Origin of the sequence: Leptotrichia sp. HSP-342, assembly GCF_041199995.1 — a bacterium.
Classification (GTDB): domain Bacteria; phylum Fusobacteriota; class Fusobacteriia; order Fusobacteriales; family Leptotrichiaceae; genus Leptotrichia; species Leptotrichia mesophila.
On sequence record NZ_CP165646.1, the window covers coordinates 2,038,140 to 2,058,243 of the forward strand.

The following is a 20,104-nucleotide window of genomic DNA, read 5'->3' on the forward strand; positions in this document are numbered from 1 at the left end:
ATTATTCTTCAAAAAATTTATCAACTTCAATCATTTCTCTTAATTCTTCTAATAATTTCTTTTCATCTTCTATATTTTCTTCATTTTTTGAAATTGCTCTAAGTTTTAATTTTTCTCCCTTAGCTGCTCCAAGCATCATTACTCCAAATACATTCTTCGCATCTACAATTTCATTTTCTCCAACTTTTTCTATTTCCAAAGTCAAATCATATTTCTTTGCGATATTGACAATCTGCCCAGATGGTCTTGCATGAAGCCCTTGCTCATTTTTTATTTCCACAATAATTTCTTTCATATATCCTTCTTTCAAGTTAGAACTCTATGGATTTTATACAAAACTTTGACTATATAAATTAATCTTATATAAATAATATCATTTATTAGGTTAAAAATCAATGTTTATATAGATTTTTTATGAATTTTTTAATAAGAATAAACTAAAAACCTTTTAAAATTATATAAAAAGAGAGATATTCAAAATATCTCCCTAATTTACAAAAATTTAAATTTCAATTATCTATTGATAAATCTTACGTTACTAAAATCAACATTTTGGAAGAATAATTCAACTCTTCTATTATTGTATCTTCCGTCAACAGTATCATTAGTATCTGCTGGATTACTTTCTCCTTGCCCAGAAATTGTTCCGTAAGAAATTGAATTTTTCAATCCATATTCTCTCAATAATTTAGCAACATTTTGTGCTCTAGCTACTGATAGTTTTTGGTTATATGCAGCTGATCCAGTTGAATCTGTATGTCCAACAAAATCAATTGATCCGCCATCAGCAAATTGATTAATTACACCTGCGATAGTTCTCAAGTCAGCAGCTTCACCTTCATTAGGTACTCTTCCGTCTACTTTAAATCCTCTAATTACACATTTTTTATCGTCAACAGAACAGCTAAATGGTAATGTAGCTGTATTTGGTTGATCAATGTCTCTAGATGGAGTTGGTGCTGGTGTAGGTACTGGAGTTGGCACAGGCACTGTAACTGTTTGAGTTATGATTTTAGGTGATCTGTCATTTTTCAATTGTCCAAATCTATATCCTAATCTTACTCCTACTGAATCAGAATAATCTCTACTTCTATCTCCTGCTACAATATCTCTAGTTTTGAAGTTAGATCTTTCATATATAGCTTCTAATGAAACTGGTCCGAACTCTGTTCCTAATCCAGCTGCTACATATGGTCCACCTGATACTTTCAAGTCATCTCTTCTAGCTTCTTTTGCTTCTTTAGCAAAATTATATCCTGCTCTTCCTAACACATATAATGCATCATTTCCATTGTTATTTGTAATTAAGTTAAATTTACCTAAAGCATACACAGGTACACTTCTTGCAATTTTTGTATTTTCTTTTTTATCTCTTAATTTTCCTGAGTTAGCAGAGAATTTATATTCTGAACCTACTCCCCATTCAAATTCACCTTGATTGTCAATAATGTACTCTATTCCAGCTACTGGACCTGGTTTTAATCTAAAATCTGTTCCAGTAGCATCTGAACCAGATTTGTATTTTCTGTAGAAATCATATCCACCTTTAATTTGGACTTCAGATGCTACAGCGTTTAAAGCTAATAAAGCTGTTCCTAAAATTACTAATTTTTTCATTTCAATTCCTCCTGAATGTCATTTTGTTTTTTCTCTAACTTAGTTAGTACTGTTTTCTCCTAATCCTCTTCTAAGATTATACACTATTTTAAGAAAAAAATCAATACTTTAACTTTATAATTAAAAAATATTCTTTAGCCAAAACTTCACGTTTACAAATATATGATACCATTGTTTTAATAAAAAGTCAATAAAAAAATTCAACTATTTAGATTGTTTTATCCGTTGTATTCAGTACATTTTCAACAAAACAGCTATTTAGGATGACTCTCGAGTCATTCATTTTATTTTTTTCCTTTTAAAATAAATTTCAAAAATTATTCACAAATTTACTGCCAATTGGAAAAAAATAGATAAAAATTAGATATTTATCATTTTATCAATAGAAATTTCTAATTTTTTCAATAATGTAATACGATTTTCTTTCAATTTTTTGTTATCAACATTAATTATTACATTATCAAAAAATTGATTAATTGTAGAGGCATTATTTAGCAATGTTTCAATATAATTTGAAAATTCTGTATTTTCAATACTTTCCAATTGATTTGCTAAATTATACAATGTCTTTTCTTCTTCCAATTCAAATAAAGTACTGTCAATATTTAGATTTTCATTTTTTTCATCTTTCACAATATTTTTTACACGTTTTAAAAGATTTATCAAAATTTCAAAGTTTTCAGTTTGCGATAATTTCAGAAGTTCAGATAATTTTTTATCAAGTTCCACAACATTGCTTTCAAGATTTATCTCATAGTTTATAAGATCTTTTTTATATTTTTCAGAAAGTACGTTAATTATTCTTTGTTTAAAGAACTCGGTCACATCTTTTACAACATCTTTTTCCAGCACTTTTTTATCATTTGAAAAAATTTCATAAGCCTTTTCAATTAATTCTTTGTAGTCAAAGGATAATTTTGAATTTAATACAACTTGGATAATTCCTTGTGTCGCACGTCTTAATGCGTAAGGGTCTTTAGAGCTTGTCGGTTTTAATCCAACTGAAAAACATCCGATTATTGTATCCATTTTGTCAGCTATTCCAGCAATGGCACCTTCTACAGTTGTAGGTAGTTCATCTCCTTGATAACGAGGCAAGTAATGTTCAAAAATTCCAAGCGCCACATCTTTATCTTCTCCCTGCTTTTCAGCATAAACTGAACCCATAAACCCTTGCAATTTTGTAAATTCCTTTTCTCCAATTACATTTGAAACAAGATCGGCTTTTGCTAAATCCACAGTTTTTATAATATTTTCCTTCTTGTCATTCAAGTTCAATTCCGAAATCAGATATTCAGCGATTTTCTCACTTCTTTTAACTTTTTCAAAAATTGTTCCCATATCCTTTTGGAAAGTAACTTCCTTCAGTTTTTCCACATTATCTGCAAATTTATTTTTTAAATCCTCGTCAAAGAAGAATTTCGCATCAGCAAGTCTTGGCTCTACAACCTTTTCATTCCCTTTTTTCACAGTTTCAGAATATTCAGGCGCATTTCTTATAACAATAAATTTATTAGATAATTTACCGTCCTTATCTTTTACTGGAAAATATCTTTGATGAGTTTCCAATGTAATCGTTATAATATCTTCAGGAAGCTGTAAATAATCCTTACTAAATTCACCTTTTATTGCATAAGGATATTCTACCACATTAACCACTTCATCCAATAAATATTTATTGATTATAGCAGTATCTCCATCCTTTTCACTATTTTCCCTTATACTTTTCAAAATTTCTTCTCTTCTTTTTTCACCATTTACAATAACAAAGTTTTCAAGCAATATTTTTTCATAGTCAAGCGGATTATTAATCTCAATGTCCTGAGAAGCAAAATATCTCATTCCACGAGTTTTATTCTCACCTTTTAGCCCTTCAAACTCAAAAGGTAAAATTTCTCCATTATCAAACAAAGTTACAAACCATTTAATCGGTCTCACAAATCTAAATGTTCTGTCCGCCCATTTCATTGACTTTTCAAACTCTATTTTCTTTATCGCATTTTTCAATATTTCAGGTAAAATCTCCTTAGTATTTTTTCCTGCAATAAATTTTTCAATCGAAATATATTTTCCTTTTTCATTTTCAATAATCTTTATATCATCAGCCGTAGCACCTTGCGACTTTACAAATCCTTCTCCAGCTTTCGTAAGTTGCCCATCCTTATAAGCAATTTCTACCGAAGGCCCTACGCTTTTTTTATCCAAATCATCTTGTTTTTCAGCCAAATCCTTTATAATCGCTGTAACCCTTCTAGGTGTACTAAACGATTCAATCCCTGAAAACTTGATTCTTTCAGCCTTTAATTCATTTTCTATTATTTTTTTCAGATCTTTTTCCGCCTTATCCACATATTGTGCAGGCAATTCTTCCAATCCTATTTCAAAAAGAAAATTCATAGTTGCTCTCCTTTACAAATTTACATTTTTTTTAACTATTTTTCTAAACAATATTTTTAATTTTCCATCTTTTTTACAAATTTTTCCTCAAATTCTTCTTTTGAGTAAGTGTGTACATTTTTGAAGCAATAATCTTTAAAATTTCTTAGCCCAGCTCTCAGCCTTTCCTCAATTTTTACAGTTTTTAACAAGTTATCTAACAATTTTTTATCATTTCTTTCAGAATTTGAAAAATTAGCAACTAAAATATAATCCAATTCTTTTCTAGCATCTTTCAACGTTTTATCAAAAATATCACAAAATATAAGTACACTGTCATATATCTTCTTATGAAGTTCAAATTCTTTAATATTTTTCATTTCTCCGTTTTTAAATTCAATAAAAACATAATTTTTACCTTTGATAAACAAAGCATCATTTGATTTAACACCTAATCCATTAAATTCGATCTTCCCTATATATTTATCTTTTAAACAATCAAAATCAATTACCTGCAAATCAGAATTCGTCATATAATTATTGCTATCATCCTTTGAAGTTTTCTTCAAAGTTGACTTACATTCTATTCTCAAATCACTAATCTTCATACAATTCTTCCTCATTCATCAAATTTTCAAAAGAAATAGCTAACTTATAAAACAAATCATCTGTTTTGCTAGTCTTGTCAACTAAAATTGCTTGTTCTCCATCTAATTCACTCATATAATATTTACACTTGTCTGATATTTCATATTTTTTTGAATAAACTTGTATAGCTTTGAGAAAGTAAGGACTGTGTGTTGTCAGTAAAATGTGCATTCCAAATTCTTTTTGTAACAATACGATTAATTCTGCAAATTTTATTTGCCACTCAGGATGTAAATGAATTTCAGGTTCGTCAAGAATTATTGTTCCATTTTCTTCTAAAGTTCCATTTTGTAATAACATTTTTATAATCGCAAAAGTTTTAAGCCCTGTTGATAAATTTTTTAAGTCAATATCACCACTATTTGTTCTATAAACAAAATTAAAATTTTTGTCTTCCAGAATTTCTCCATTTAAAATATTATTTAACTTTTTGTAAATATTATTCAATTTTTTCTTCACTTTTATTTCTGAAATAGCACCATTTTCATTTTCTGAAAAAACATTATTCCCCAAATGCGTTTGATGGTTCTCATCTTCATAATCATAACTATCTAAAATAAATGGATTATCAATGTACACAGTTTCTTTATTTATCAAAAAATAATTTTGAATATCTGAAATTTCATTATTTTCAATTTTTAAGTGTATATTTTTTCCTTTTATTTCAAGATTTATTTTTCCAACATCCATTTTTTCTGAAGAAAAAACTGTATTAATCTGATTATGAAATTCTTTATTCATAACTCGTGAGACAATAGTTTTTATAATTTCTTTGTTCAAAATTTTTAAAGTATCGTTTATTTATTTCATCAACAAAATTTGATATATCTCCAATTTCTAAATTTTCTTTATATTTATTAACTATAGATTTTATCTCATTTTCTGAATAATCTTTATCATTTTTTAAAAGCTCAATAGCAATCTTCTCGTTAGTTCTGTCAAAAATTCCAAAAAAATCTTTAAAATTATCCTTAATTCTATCATAACCATTTTCTTTCAAGAGATTATCAACAATTTTTTTCAACTCAGAAACTTTTTCATTATAAACTTTTTCATCAATTTTATAAAATCCATTGAAAACACTCCACAAAACTTTCCCAACGGTACTTTTTCCTGTATTATTCTCTCCCGCAATAACAGTTATCCCATTTATCTCAACATCAGCTTCCTTTAGCTTTCCAACATTTTTTATCGACAATTTCATTCCACAGTCCTCCTTTCAAAAGAAGAATTCCCCCTCTTCTATATTTTTACTTATTCAACAACGGGAATCCCAATCTCTCCCTTGCCTCCACAAATTTCTCTGCACACTTCTTAGCCAAATCCCTGATTCTTAAAATGTAGGACATTCTTTCTGTTGTACTGATTGCACCTCTTGCGTCAAGGTTGTTGAATGTGTGTGAGCATTTTAGAACGTATTCGTAGGCTGGGAATACTAAATCGTTGTTTAGGCAATTTTGAGCTTCTTTTTCGTACATATCAAAAAGTTGGAAGTGCATTGGAACGTCTGCCACTTCAAAGCTGTATTTTGATAATTCATACTCAAACTGGAATCTTCTTTCTCCATATTTTACGCCTTTTGTCCATTCTAAATCTTTTACATCGTCCTTATTTTGCAAATAAAGTGCAATTCTTTCAAGTCCGTAAGTTATTTCAGATGGAACTATGTCAACTTCCAGTCCTCCAACTTGCTGAAAGTATGTAAACTGTGTTATTTCCATTCCATCCAGCCAAACTTCCCATCCTAACCCCCATGCTCCAAGCGTAGGACTTTCCCAGTTGTCTTCCACAAATCTTATATCATGTTCCTTAGGATTAATTCCTAATGCCACTAAACTTTCTAAGTAAAGTTCCTGAATATTTTCTGGCGATGGTTTCATAATTACCTGAAACTGATGATGCTGGTACACTCTGTTGGGATTTTCACCATATCTCCCGTCTTTTGGACGACGTGACGGCTCAACATACGCAACATTCCAAGGCTCAGGACCTAACGACATTAAAAAAGTGTCTGGATTAAACGTTCCCGCACCTGTTTCAATATCGTACGGATTTGATATTATACACCCTTTATCTCCCCAGAACTTTTGAAGAGTTAATATAATTTCCTGAAAAGTCATTTTTCTTTATCCTTTCTCTCTTTTTGTATCTAAAATATCTTTACTAAATTAAATCTGCCCATAATACATTAATCTTAGCTAGATTTTCATTTTAGATTATTTAATTAATAATTATTACTCTTATTTTTTATTTATATTAGTTTTTTGACGCAGAGGTATCAAACGCCATACCTCTGCACTCCCGCTTTACGCAAAACTTTCTTATAAAAGAAAAATAGAACTCGCTTTTGAATAAAATTTATTTTAATCTAAATAACTTTGTTTAATTTAAAATGTTTTCCAAAAGCTCAAACAACTATTTTTCTTCTAACGAAATTTTGCTTGGAAATTCATTTAACCAAATTGCCTTTGTATAATTAAATAAAAATTGTCGTGATTTTTTGGAAATGAAAACGATTGTTTAAGCGAAGTTTTACGTAGCGAGTTTCGTTTTTGTTTTGAAAAAATGCTTAAACAAGCCAGGGTTCCAAGGGAAATGGCGATTGATTTCCCTTGCTTTCAAAAAAATAAAAAATACAGGAATAACATTTATTAACAAAATTCATTTTATAAAATTACTTTTTATTTTTTAAAATATTTTCTCGCTAAATAATCAATTACAATAATATAAATACCAATATGCACATACATATCTGCCACATTGAATACGAAAGCCCAGATGCCTCGAAAATCTATCATGTCAATTACATATCCACGAAGAATTCTGTCAATCATATTTCCTGCAGCTCCAGCGGCAATTACTGCTACTCCTATTTTTGTCCATTTGCTGTAATTCTTAAAGTTTTTGTACTCTACAGCGATTACATATATAATTAGAACTGCACTTGCTATTGTAAATAAATTGATTTTTCCTTGCAATAGACCGAAAACTCCGCCGTGATTTTCAACATAAGTCAAGTGAAAGAATTTATCTATTATTGGTATAGAAAAACCTTGTACTCCACCTGATACGTTGTACATTAACTGCTTTGTAATCTGATCTAATGCAGCTAAAACCAAAATAATAATTATATAAGGCATTCTTTTCTCCTCACATTTTTTATTAACACATATTTGTAAAAAACGAACTAAATAAGTTATTTTTATTTAGCTGTATTTAGTCCTATTTTACAAAATAAATTTTATGTTACATTTTTTCCAAAACGCTTGCACATCTTGGGCATACATCTGGATGATTGTGGTTATGTCCAACTTCCTCATCGTATTTCCAGCATCTTTCACATTTTTCTCCAGACGCTTTTTCCACAGCGATGTTAATTCCTTCGATTTCGCTTTCTGCTAAATTATCATTTACAAATTTAACTTGAGATACGATGAATAAGTCAGAAACTTCATTTTCTGTATAATCTTTTATAAATGAATATTCATCATTGGCAATATTTAAAAGAACTCTTGCATCAAGAGAATGTCCTATTAATCCAGTCTGTCTTTCTGCTTCCAGTTTTTTGTTCACTTCTCTTCTTAGACGTGCGATTTTATCCCATTTTTGTGCTAATTCTTTATTTAAGTATTCAGGTCTTGCTTCAATCCATTTTGATAAATGTACACTTTCTTCTTCTTTTAGCGTTTCTGGAATTCTTTCCCAAATTTCATCAGCTGTGAATGACAATACTGGAGAAATTATTCTTACTAGCACTTTCAGAACTTCTGTCAATACAGTCTGTGTGCTTCTTCTTTCAATTGAAGTTGTCCCTTCGCAGTAAAGTCTGTCTTTTACGATGTCCAGATAGAATGAAGACATTTCCATTGAACAGAAATATGTAATTTCCTGGAATAGACTGTAAAATTCGTATTTATCGTAAAATTCTGTTGTTTTAGCCTTTAATTCTTCCAGTTTGTGCATTGCCCACTTGTCAATTTCAAACATATCATTGTAGTCAACTTTATCATTTGCATAATCAAAATCATTTAAGTTACCCATTAAGAATCTTGCTGTATTTCTGATTCTTCTATATGCGTCAGACATTTGCTGTAGTATATTTTCCGAAATTCTTACATCTTCTCTATAGTCTACTGAAGATACCCATAATCTTAAAATATCCGCTCCGTATTTTTCTGTAATATCTTTTGGAAGTATTGTGTTTCCAAGTGATTTAGACATTTTTCTTCCTTGACCGTCCATTGTGAATCCGTGAGTCAGGATTCTCTTGTAAGGTGCATCTTTTGTACTTGCGATTGATGTCAATAATGAAGACTGGAACCAACCTCTATGCTGATCACTTCCTTCAAGGTACAAGTCTGCTGGTCTTGGCAAGTTTCTTGGCACTAGCACACTTCTATGTGAAACTCCTGAGTCAAACCAGACGTCCATTATACTTCTTTCTTTTCTAATATCCACATCTTTCAAGTTATATTTTTCCAAAAGTTCATCTCCGATAATTTCTTTGGCTTCATATTTCCACCAAATGTCAGTTCCTTCTTTTTTTACCATTTCAATTACTCTGTCCATAATTTCTGGCTCATAGATAACTTCATCAGTCGCTCTGTTGTAAAACAATGGTATTGGTACTCCCCATACTCTTTGTCTTGAAATAGTCCAGTCTGGACGAGTTTCTAACATTGAACCAATTCTATTTTTACCCCAAGATGGTACAAATTCCACATCGTCTAGTGCTTTTATCGCATTTTCCCTAATATCGCTTTCATCAACACTAATGAACCATTGCTCAGTCGCTCTGAAAATTACAGGTTTCTTACTTCTCCAGTCATGCGGATACGAGTGAACAAATTTGCTGTGATGCAGTAAATGTCCACTTTCTGTCAAGTCCTGCACAATTACATTGCTTGCTTTTGCATAAAACATTCCTTCGTATTTCCCAGCTTCCTTTGTCATATGTCCTCTGTCATCAACTGGCGACAATACTCCAAGTTCGTATTTTCGTGAATAATTGTAATCGTCCACCCCATGTCCAGGCGCCGAATGTACCGCTCCAGTCCCTGCATCAGCCGTAACATAATCTCCAAGCATTACTAGCCCTTCTCTATTCAAGAACGGATGTCTATAATGAGTTTTCTCAAGTTCAGTCCCTTTAAATTCCTTCAATAATTCATAAGAAATTCCAAGCGTATTAAATACAGTTTCAGCCAGTTCTTTTGCTAAAACTAAATTCCCTTTTTCTGTTTTGTATAATCCGTAGTCAAATTCAGGATGTAAAAATACTCCCAAGTTTGCAGGCAATGTCCAAGGCGTTGTTGTCCAAATAAGAATACTTGCCTCTTCCACTCCTAATTTATCCAATAAATCCTGAGTTCCTTCAAATTTCACATAAATTGAATGAGATTCTACATCTTTATACTCAATTTCCGCTTCAGCCAAAGCTGTTTCAGTAGTAGGCGACCAGTAAACTGGTTTTAGCCCTTTATAAACATAACCATTTTCGTAAATTTCCTTAAATACTTTTAACTGTTCCGCTTCATATTCAGGCATTAAAGTAATATAAGGATTATCCCAGTTTCCTAAAATTCCGAGCCTTTTAAATCCTTCTTTTTGTTTTTCTACCCATTTTAAAGCATATTTTTTACATTCCTGCCTAATTTGCAGTGGAGTCATATTTTTTGCCTTTTCTCCAAGTTCTTCCATTATTTTCCACTCGATAGGAAGACCATGTGTATCCCATCCTGGAATATATGGTGCATTATAACCTCTTAATCTTTTGTATTTTAAGATAATATCCTTCAATATTTTATTTAATGCATGCCCAATGTGAATATCTCCATTTGCATATGGAGGCCCATCATGTAACACAAAAAATGGTGCCCCTTCGTTTAATGATTTTTCATAAATTTCAGCTTTTTTCCAGTCCCTTAATGTTAAAGGTTCTTTTTGTGCCAAATTAGCTTTCATTTTAAAGCTCGTCTTTGGTAAATTTAGCGTTTTTGCATAATCTACCTTGTCTTCCACATTATTATTTTCCGACATTTTTCCTCCTATATTTTTCTTTTAAATTATTCTCTTTATTTATATTTTTTATTATATCATAATTTTATACATTTTAAAATAACTCGCTTTATATATTATTTTTCTCTTAGTTATTATCCTTAAATATACAAATAAGGAGATACCAAATTTTTAGTATTCTCCTTTTTCTTTAATTATTATATCTAAATTTTTAAATTTTATTCAAATTTTCAGTTACTAATGTATCATTCCTGCTCCAACAAATGTCAAAATACCTAAAACAAGTCCATACAGTACAGAATATTTAATAGTTTTTCCTAAAAGTTCTCCGTCTTTTCCATTTAATGCTGCAGAAACTGATGTTACAATGGCGATATTTTGTGGTGAAATCATTTTACCACCTGTAGCTCCAGCGGTATTAGCTGCAATTAACAGTGATTGCAGTGCTGGATTTTGTGATAATCCTTTCGCTACTCCTACTTGAATTCCACCAAATAACAAGTTAGATGATAAATCACTTCCTGTAACAAATGTTCCAATTGTACCTAAGAATGGTGCAATGAATGGGAATCCTGATCCAGTCAATGTTTTAAGACCATCTGCAATGCTTGCTGTCATTCCACTGTGCTTCATAACTACTGAAAGTGCTACAATTCCCATGATTACTAACATTTTATCTAATTTATGATAAATTGTATGACCTAGTACTTCAACCATGTCTTTCACTTTTACTTTTTGAATAAATCCTGCGATAACTGTTGCTGCAAATAAAGGCGCGGCTGGTGCCAAAATCCATTTAAACGCAACTCCAGCTTCTTTTGCGCTTTTTGCATCTCTAAACCAAGTTGCCCAATGCCCAAACGAAAAATCAATTGTTGAAATTGTATGGTCGTGTAAAGGTTCATTTATAACTTTAACAACCGGACTTGTCCCTACGATTAAAACTACCATTAAAATATAGGGAAGCCAAGCTAAAATTGCATCTTTAGTAGAAACTGCCACAGTTTCAAATCCTTCTTCCGCCTTAACAAACATTTTTGTCGCTATAATCATTAAAATCATTGCTATTAAACTTGAAATAATTGTAGGAAGTTCAGCTCCAGTCGTCATAGCTATTAACGGTTGTATCATGTATCCAACAATTGATGCGATAACTACTGGTAAAATTCCTTTTCCAAAAGCTGGATTTTTTCCACCATCTATTTCTTTATTTGCAAAAACTACTAAAACAAAAGGAATAATACAAGTTAATATTAACAATAGCAATGATGTGAATAACGCTGTCTGTTGAGGATTTAATCCAAAGTTTGAAATCATTGTTGTAACTGGAAGTCCTACTGTTCCAAATGCTGTCGGTGTCGAATTTGCAATTAAACAAATCATTGCCGCTGTCATAGGAGAAAATCCTAAAGAAATCATAATTGCCGCTGGAATTGCAACCGCTGTCCCATATCCTGCAATACCTTCTATAAATCCACCAAATCCCCAGGCAAGTATTAAAGCTTGTGCACGTCTATCTGATGTAATGTTTCCTAACATTGTTTTAATGATTTCAATTTTACCATTTTTTACTGATAAGTCATAAGCAAAAATAGCTGCTATTATTACAAATCCAATTGGCATCCAAGCCACTGCGAATCCCTCAAAAAGTGAAGCAATAATCCCTTGAACTGGAATTCGCCAACTTGACATGACAAAATTCAAAATAATTGCTACAATCAAACTCGCATAAGTACTAAACAACGCAGATTTTTTTAAAACTGCTAACAAAATTAAAAATAAAATTATTGGTATTAAACCTACTAAAAATTCCATTTTTTCTAAACCTTCTTTCTATAATTTTGTTAAAATAATTAACATTTTATACTATATCTTATCAAATTTTTTTAAAAAGTACAAATTTTTTTCTAAATTAAATTTTAGCCTATTCCAAAACTAAACAAATAAAATTAAACAATTCTAAATTTGAGCAAATTAAATCTAATTTTCAAACTCTATTTAAAGCCCTTTTCTTGTAAGTCCAACTCTTCCTCTTTCCTTATCCAGCGACAATATTTTAACTTTTATAATTTGTCCCACAGAAAGTTCCTTTGTAGCGTCTGAAACAAATTTTTCTGCTATTTCAGAAATATGAATCAAAGCATCATTTTTTAACCCTATATCAACAAATGCCCCAAATTTTGCCACATTTCTTACAGTCCCTTCCAGAACCATCCCTTCTGTCAAGTCATCCATGTTCAAAATATCCGAACGTAAAAGCGGTTTTTCAAATTCATCACGGGGATCACGTCTGTCCTTTAACAGCGCCTCGTATACATCCTTTGCCGTTTCTCTTCCAAAATCATTTTCCTTAATAATTTTTTCCAAATCTATTTTCTGCAATTTTTGTCTTACAACATCCAAATCTTCTTTTAAGTCCTCAACTTTACAGCCAGCTTCCTTCAAGATAATTTCTGCAATATGATATGATTCTGGATGGATAATCGTATTATCAAGCGGATTTTCACTATCAGGCACAACAACAAATCCTGCCATCTGCTCAAATGCCTTATCTCCCAAACCTTTTACCTTTTTAAGCTGTTTTCTGTCTTTAAAATCACCATTTTCATGTCTATAGTCCACAAGATTTTTTGCCACATTCTTCTTGATTCCAGAAACAAAACTTAATAATGCCCACGAAGCTGTATTAATATTTACTCCTACGTTATTTACCACATGCTCAATTGTTTGTTCCAAAGTTTCATTTAGCTTTTTCTGATTTACATCATGCTGATACATTCCCACTCCAATTGATTTTGGATCAATTTTTACAAGTTCTGCCATCGGATCCTGAATCCTTCTCGCAATAGAAATCGCACCTCTTGCCGTAACATCCAAATCAGGAAACTCCTCAATAGCAATTTTGGAAGCAGAATAAATTGAAGCCCCAGCCTCATTTGCAATCAGATACGAAACCTTTTTCTTAGCCTCCTTTATCACATCCGCAACAAATGCCTCTGTTTCCCTCGAAGCTGTTCCATTTCCAATTGCAATAATATCAATGTCATATTTTGCGATATAGTCCAATATTTTTTTCTTTGCAGTCGCAAGCTGTCTTTCATTATGCACTCCATCTACAAGGAAAAGTACATCATTTGTTTCATAAAATCCGTCTTTATTAATAATTACCATCTTGCAGCCTGTTCTATATCCTGGATCCAGTCCCATAAGCGTTTTTTTCGATAAAGGCGGTTGTAACAGCAGTTTTTCGAGATTTTCAGAAAAAATATTGATTGCTTCTTCTTCTGCTTTTTCTGTATAAATATTTCTCACTTCATTCTTTATGGATGGATAAGCCAGTCTGTCCATCGAATCTTTTATAACTTCCTTAAAAAATTCAGTCAAATTTTTATTTTCAAAAGTATTCAGAATAAAGTTTGTTATAACTTCTTCTGTTTTTTCGTCAATATCAATGTCGACTTTCAATATTTTTTCCTTTTCTCCACGATTTAACGCAAGAATCCTATTTGAAGCACTTCTACCAATCTGCTCCGAATATTCATAATAATCTTGATAAACACCTTTTTCATCATTTTCTTTATTTTTCTCAATAACTTTAGAAGTCAAAATCCCAAATTTTGCAATTCTATCCCTTAAAAACTCTCTGATTTTAATATTTTCCGAAATATCCTGAGCAATTATCAAATGTACTCCTTCAATTGCAGCCTTAACATCCGCCACTTCTTCCGTAACATATTTCTTGGCTTCTTTTTCCAGCTGCTCCATTGTAGTCCCTTTGGCTAATGCAAACTCTGAAAGAGGCTCCAACCCTTGATCTTTTGCAATATCCGCCTTTGTTTTTTTCTTTTTCTTATAAGGCAGGTACAGATCTTCCACTTCCTGCAGTTTCATCGCATTTACAATGCTTTTATGCAATTCCTCAGTCAGTTTCCCCTGCTCCTCAATCAGCCTTATAACTTCCTCTTTTCTCTTTTCTAAATTTCTATAATACGCAATTTTCTCAATTACATCCCTAATCTGCTCCTCATCCAGATTTCCTGTAACTTCCTTCCGATACCTAGCAATAAACGGCACAGTTGCCCCTTCATCAAAAAGTTTTATCGTATTTTCCACTTGCGGCACTTTAAAATTTAGTTCTTTTGCCACACTAGTTACAATATCCAATGTCTTTCCTCCATTTATAGTTTGATTTTTTTATTTAAATTTACTAACATCTATTTTAACATAATTTATAAAAAATAACCAGTTGAATAATTTTACAAATTAAAAAGCAAGTTTATATTTTGTATAAGACTCTTTTTTTATCTAAAAAATTTAAAAATATGTATTGACTTACGGTAAATTATATTATATAATTATTTTGATTAAAAAACAGTATAAAAAATTGTTTTTCTAAAAAATAAATAAAAAGGAGAATTTACCATGAAGAAAAATTTAAAAAAATTATGTCTGCTAATGGGAATATTAGCAATGGGAGCAGCAGCTTATGCAAATGGAAGTGTTGTTGCTGAAAATAATACGCAAAGCATTCAGCAAGACGAAGAATTTCCAGGTGGATTAGCAAAAGGAATAGATCAGAAATTTTCTACAGATGGAAAATTACACGAAGAAAAATTTTTGAATAAGTTATTTAATTATACAGATACATCAGACAATTTCAAAATTCAAAAAGATAGTAAAGGATACTTTTTAATACAATATATCGATGAATCAGAAGAAAAAGATGGTTCTGGACCAACAAAAGAGGAAAAAGTTAGACTAAAATTAGTAAAAAATGTTTTTCTGACAGAAGTAGATGGTGATGGTTTAACTTATGCTTATGATACAAAACTTAAAAAGGTAGTACTTATAAATCCAGCCAACAACTATAGAATAATGTTCATAGTTGATTAAAAATCTGATTTTGAGATTTTATTCAGAACTTTATAACTTATATTTATTAAAAATAGTGAGAAAATTAATCTTTTCGCAAATTTATTTGTCTATTGCGGTTAGTTTTCTCTTTTTTTATTCCTTTGATTATCTATAAATTTTAGAGTTATTTAAAATATATTTTTAACAGTATGAATTTTACCGTTATTAAAAATGATGAAAAAATTACTTGACATTTCAAAAAAATGATATATAATTATATTGTAATAAAACAGAAACTTATTTACTTGAAAAAACAAAAAAATAAAAAGGAGAATTTATCATGAAAAAGAATTTAAAAAAATTATGCGTTCTAATGGCAATGTTGGCAATAAGTGCTGTATCTTATGCAAATGAAAGTGTTATTGCTGAAAATAATACACAAAGCATTCAGCAAGACGAAGAATCTCTAGGCGGATTAGCAAAAGGATTCGATCAGCAATTTACTACAGATGGAAAATTGCATCCAGAAAAGCTTTTGAACAAGAGATTTGGCTATCCAGATTCATCAGACGGTTTTAAAATTCAGAAAGACAGCAAGGGATATTTTTTAATACACTATGTTACTGAAGGTCTCTATTCTGACAATTTCAATACTCAGAAAGACTACAAATATTCTGATAAACCTGACGGTAAAACGATAGTAAAAGAGGAAAAAATCAGATTAAAATTGGAAAAGAATGTATTTCTTAGAGCCCTTGGCGATAATAATAATGATTACGCCTATGCCTACGATACAAAACTAAAAAAAGTGGTAATTATAAATCCATACAACAATTATAAAATAGTATATCCTGTTAATTAATTACAATTTAACTTTTTTGAATTTTTCAATTTTAAAAATAACGAGAAAATTAACTTTAGTAAACAAATTTACACCTAAATTACAGTTAGTTTTCTCTTTTTTATTGTGTTAATTATCCATAAATTTTAGAATTATTCAAAACATATTTTCAACATCATATATTTTACTGTTAATAAAAATATTAAAAACATAGTTGACATCCTGAAAAAAATATTATATAATTATATCAAAATTAAACGGAAATCAATTTACTTTAAAAAAGTTAGTTTTGGAGGAATTATATATGAAAAAAATATTTCTACTTATAGCAATAATAGTCATTGGTCTACTGTCTTGCGGAAAGGACGAAACATCAAGCACTGAAACCTCTGTTTCTCAAAGCAATACATCAAACAGCCCTCAGTAATCACAGGAAAATAATAACAGCAAAATTTCAAATTCTGCTGATTTCCCTGATGAAAGTAATGAAGAGTATCCAGGAGGAATGGCAAAAGGAGAAAATGAGCAATTTACAACAGATGGAAACTTGCATGAAGAACAGTTTTTAAATAAAACATTTAGTTATACAGATACAGCAGATTCTTTTAAAATACAAAAAGACAGCAAAGGATATTTTTTAACAAAATATATTGACGAATCAGCTCAAGAAGGAAAAGAAGTACCTGTAAAAGAAGAAACAGTAAGATTAAAACTAACAAATGGCACATTTCTTGTAGAAGATGTTAGTAAAGACGACGGAAATTTAGCTTATGCTTATGATACAAAATTGAAAAAAGTCGTATTTATAAATCCATATAATAAATTCAAAATAATGCTTATAGCTAACTAAATTAGTATTCTCCCAATATATTTTTTTTAAAAACTTAATTTTTAAAAATTTGACAAAACAAAAATAATATCTTATAATAATATGTTTAAAAGATTTTTTGATAAAAAATTTTTAGGTATAAAAATAAAAAGGGAGAAAAAGATTATGAAAAAATTTTTATTTGTTTTAGTAATATTAGTTTTTGGCTCTGGAATTATCATTGCCAAAGAGGTGTTTAGCGGAAAAGTGCCTGAAGATATTGTTTTTGTAGGGGATTCTATAATGAACAGCAGCAAGCAGTACATCGGTCCTAATTTTAAAAATCCGTATTTTGATACAAAAATATCACGTCAATTTTCAACACTTCCAGGAATTGTGACAAAATTAGTTGAAGACAACAAGTTAAAGACTGTATTAGTTGTTCATCTTGGAACAAATGGAAAATTTACAGACAAGGACTTTGATTATGTCATGGAAATGGCAAATGGAAAAGATGTATTCTTTATGAATACTGCTCACAAAGATCCGTGGGAACAAGAAGTAAACAGAAAACTTAAAGAAAAAGTAGCTCAGTATCCAAATGCTTATTTAATAGACTGGTATTCTTATGCAAAAGGTAAAAATCAGTATTTCTACAAAGATAGAACTCATCTGAATGATAAAGGGCAAAGATACTATGCAGACTTCTTGACTAACGAAATTAAAAAACACTATCTTGGAGAAAATGATAAAACTAACACTCCAAAAGATAATTCCTCAAGTACACAAAACACAGACATAAAATAAACAAAACAATAATTTCATAAAACTACTTTAATTTCAAACTAAGAAAGTTAAGTTATATCATAAAACATAGTATTCTATGTAATTTAAGCCGTTTGTTTTAAAGTAGTTTTTTTATTAAATTTTTATCTCAAATATACTCAAATTTTTTTTAAATCGGACTAACAAAATTAGATAATCTTTAAATTTTAAATAAAAAACAAATTATATAGTTAAATTGTTATAAAAATATATTTTTGAAAGAAAGGAATTTTTTTATTTTATGAAAAAGGAAAGAATACAGAGTCTTGACATATTAAGAACTATTGCGCTTGTTCTTATATGTGTTTATCACTGGTTTTCCTATAAAGGAACTTATATCGGTGTTGTTATATTTTTTGCATTAAGTGGTTATTTAGTTACAAGCGGACTACTTTCGAAAGATTTTTCAATCTTTACAGTAATTAACAAAAGATTAAGAAAAGTTTATCCAAGTCTTCTGATTGTAATTTTAGCCTCAACTATTGCATTATATTTTGTAAACAATGGACTTGAAATGAAATATAAATATAGTGCTTTATTTTCAGTACTTGGACTAAATAATATTTATCAAATTTTTTCAAAAATGTCGTATTTTGATAATTTTGGGATTATTTTGCCATTAACACACATCTGGGCATTGTCTTTTTTGATACAGATGTACGTATTTTTCCCTATTTTAATACAAGGTCTTAAAAAACTTAAATTGAAAAATAACACAATTGGTATGATTTTTTTAGGACTGGGAACAATTTCTGCTTTAATGATGGCTTATGTATTTTATATAACCTCAAAATCTCCAGAAGGAGCTGATTTTTCAAGAATATATTATGGAACTGACACAAGAGCTTTTGCTTTCTTTATTCCAGCAGGGATAGCATGTTTTTATACAAATAGAGATATAAAAAAAGATATTGAGAAAAAAATCATATTTATTTTAGGTATTCTAGGATTAATTGTACTAGTTTTCTTTTGCTTCGGTATAGACTATAGAAGCGCCTACAATTATTATGGATTAATGTTCTTATCAAGTATTTTAATTGGATTTACAATTGTTTTATTTTCAAAGCCTGAATTGAGAAAGTTCAATCTTTCAAAATATCCTAAAATATTTAATCCTATTATAAGATTAGGACAGCATCAATATCAATACTATTTATGGCAATACCCAGTTATGATATTTGCACGTGAATATTTTAAATGGACAAAACTTTCAAATACACAGCAATTTTTTATGCAAATTATTGTTTTAGTAGCTATTTCGGAGCTAAGTTACCTTTTATTCGAGAAAAAAAGTATAAAATATGTAAGTTATCCCCTTTTAATTTCTATTTTTGCAATTTTAATATATTCTCCAGTCTATGAAAACAAAGACTTGGAAGAAATGAAAGCAGCACAAGCAGCAGCTACTGTAGAAGAGCCTGAACCTGCCCAATCTACAACACCAGCACCAACGGCAAATACACAAAATGGCAATCTTACAATGGACGAACTTCTTAATGCTATAAATGCTCCAGCAAAAGGTATCGAAGAGGAATCAAAAATACAAAATGAAATTTTGAAAAAGTATCCAAATGACGAGAGAGATATATTGTTTATCGGAGATTCTGTACTAGATATGACAAAAATTGATTTAAGAAAAAAATATCCAAATGCAATTATCGAAACAAAAGTTGGACGTCAATTTTATGAATTGCCAAATATGTTAAAAAACTATGCTCAAAATGGTAAATTGAGAAAAATAATTGTAATTGCACTTGGAACAAATGGTACAATTTACGAAAAGGATATGAAATCTGTTTTAGAAACATTGAAGGGACATAACCTTTACTTTATAAACACAGTTATGCCTGACCCATGGCAAGACAGCGTTAATGCGGAAATTAAGAAAGCAAGCGCCGAGAATCCAAATATAAAGGTAATTGACTGGTATTCATACTCAAAAGGTAAACAGGAGTACTTCTACAAAGATGGAACACATCCAAAACCTCACGCAGCGAAAAGATATATTAATCTCTTGTATTCTGTTTTAAGCAAAGATATTTTAAATTTGAGTTCAAATACAAATACATATAAATAGCTTATTACAATAGATATTTGAAAAAACAAAAGAGAATAGG

General features: G+C 30.1%; 14 protein-coding genes and 1 pseudogene. 5 read left to right on the forward strand and 10 right to left on the reverse strand.

The window, feature by feature from the left end:
• Window position 1: 1 nt before the first annotated feature.
• The 10 genes and pseudogenes from AB8B23_RS10180 to AB8B23_RS10225 form a co-directional block, all read right to left on the reverse strand.
• The gene (locus tag AB8B23_RS10180; protein WP_369712647.1) at window positions 2–295 is read right to left on the reverse strand and encodes an HPr family phosphocarrier protein; all 294 of its coding nucleotides are present in this window, start codon (window positions 293–295) and stop codon (window positions 2–4) included.
• A 218-nt stretch (window positions 296–513) separates the two neighbouring features.
• Window positions 514–1,617 carry an OmpA family protein gene (locus tag AB8B23_RS10185; RefSeq protein ID WP_021743631.1) on the reverse strand — a complete coding sequence of 368 codons (1,104 nt, stop codon included), beginning with the start codon at window positions 1,615–1,617 and terminating at the stop codon, window positions 514–516.
• Window positions 1,618–1,977: 360 nt separating this feature from the next.
• Window positions 1,978–4,014: a glycine--tRNA ligase subunit beta gene (gene glyS, locus AB8B23_RS10190; protein WP_369712648.1), complete on the reverse strand. Its 2,037-nt coding sequence runs from the start codon at window positions 4,012–4,014 to the stop codon at window positions 1,978–1,980.
• Window positions 4,015–4,070: 56 nt separating this feature from the next.
• Window positions 4,071–4,601, reverse strand: a complete 531-nt coding sequence (locus tag AB8B23_RS10195) for a hypothetical protein (protein WP_369712649.1) — start codon at window positions 4,599–4,601, stop codon at window positions 4,071–4,073.
• Between the two features lie 143 nt (window positions 4,602–4,744).
• Window positions 4,745–5,845 (reverse strand): annotated as a pseudogene (locus AB8B23_RS10200) (AAA family ATPase); the annotation flags it as partial.
• A gap of 46 nt (window positions 5,846–5,891) precedes the next feature.
• Window positions 5,892–6,761 carry a glycine--tRNA ligase subunit alpha gene (gene glyQ / locus AB8B23_RS10205; protein WP_021769413.1) on the reverse strand — a complete coding sequence of 290 codons (870 nt, stop codon included), beginning with the start codon at window positions 6,759–6,761 and terminating at the stop codon, window positions 5,892–5,894.
• 561 nt (window positions 6,762–7,322) lie between these two features.
• Window positions 7,323–7,814 (reverse strand): signal peptidase II, encoded by a 492-nt coding sequence (gene lspA, locus AB8B23_RS10210; RefSeq protein ID WP_369713934.1) that lies wholly within the window; start codon window positions 7,812–7,814, stop codon window positions 7,323–7,325.
• Between the two features lie 73 nt (window positions 7,815–7,887).
• Window positions 7,888–10,680 carry an isoleucine--tRNA ligase gene (gene ileS / locus AB8B23_RS10215; RefSeq protein ID WP_369712650.1) on the reverse strand — a complete coding sequence of 931 codons (2,793 nt, stop codon included), beginning with the start codon at window positions 10,678–10,680 and terminating at the stop codon, window positions 7,888–7,890.
• A gap of 216 nt (window positions 10,681–10,896) precedes the next feature.
• On the reverse strand, window positions 10,897–12,474 hold the full coding sequence (locus tag AB8B23_RS10220; RefSeq protein ID WP_369712651.1) for an L-lactate permease: 1,578 nt from the start codon (window positions 12,472–12,474) through the stop codon (window positions 10,897–10,899).
• 183 nt (window positions 12,475–12,657) lie between these two features.
• The gene (locus AB8B23_RS10225) at window positions 12,658–14,823 is read right to left on the reverse strand and encodes a Tex family protein (protein ID WP_369712652.1); all 2,166 of its coding nucleotides are present in this window, start codon (window positions 14,821–14,823) and stop codon (window positions 12,658–12,660) included.
• Between the two features lie 258 nt (window positions 14,824–15,081).
• Here AB8B23_RS10225 and AB8B23_RS10230 point away from each other — a divergent pair, with 258 nt between their 5' ends.
• The 5 genes from AB8B23_RS10230 to AB8B23_RS10250 all read left to right on the forward strand — a co-directional run bounded on the left by AB8B23_RS10230 (window position 15,082) and on the right by AB8B23_RS10250 (window position 20,064).
• On the forward strand, window positions 15,082–15,552 hold the full coding sequence (locus tag AB8B23_RS10230; RefSeq protein WP_369712653.1) for a pantothenate kinase: 471 nt from the start codon (window positions 15,082–15,084) through the stop codon (window positions 15,550–15,552).
• A gap of 301 nt (window positions 15,553–15,853) precedes the next feature.
• Window positions 15,854–16,375 (forward strand): pantothenate kinase, encoded by a 522-nt coding sequence (locus tag AB8B23_RS10235; RefSeq protein ID WP_369712654.1) that lies wholly within the window; start codon window positions 15,854–15,856, stop codon window positions 16,373–16,375.
• A gap of 484 nt (window positions 16,376–16,859) precedes the next feature.
• Window positions 16,860–17,204 carry a pantothenate kinase gene (locus tag AB8B23_RS10240; RefSeq protein ID WP_369712655.1) on the forward strand — a complete coding sequence of 115 codons (345 nt, stop codon included), beginning with the start codon at window positions 16,860–16,862 and terminating at the stop codon, window positions 17,202–17,204.
• A gap of 144 nt (window positions 17,205–17,348) precedes the next feature.
• Window positions 17,349–17,969, forward strand: coding sequence for an acetylase (locus AB8B23_RS10245; RefSeq protein WP_369712656.1), 621 nt, complete (start codon window positions 17,349–17,351; stop codon window positions 17,967–17,969).
• A gap of 259 nt (window positions 17,970–18,228) precedes the next feature.
• The gene (locus AB8B23_RS10250; RefSeq protein WP_369712657.1) at window positions 18,229–20,064 is read left to right on the forward strand and encodes an acyltransferase family protein; all 1,836 of its coding nucleotides are present in this window, start codon (window positions 18,229–18,231) and stop codon (window positions 20,062–20,064) included.
• Window positions 20,065–20,104: the final 40 nt, after the last annotated feature.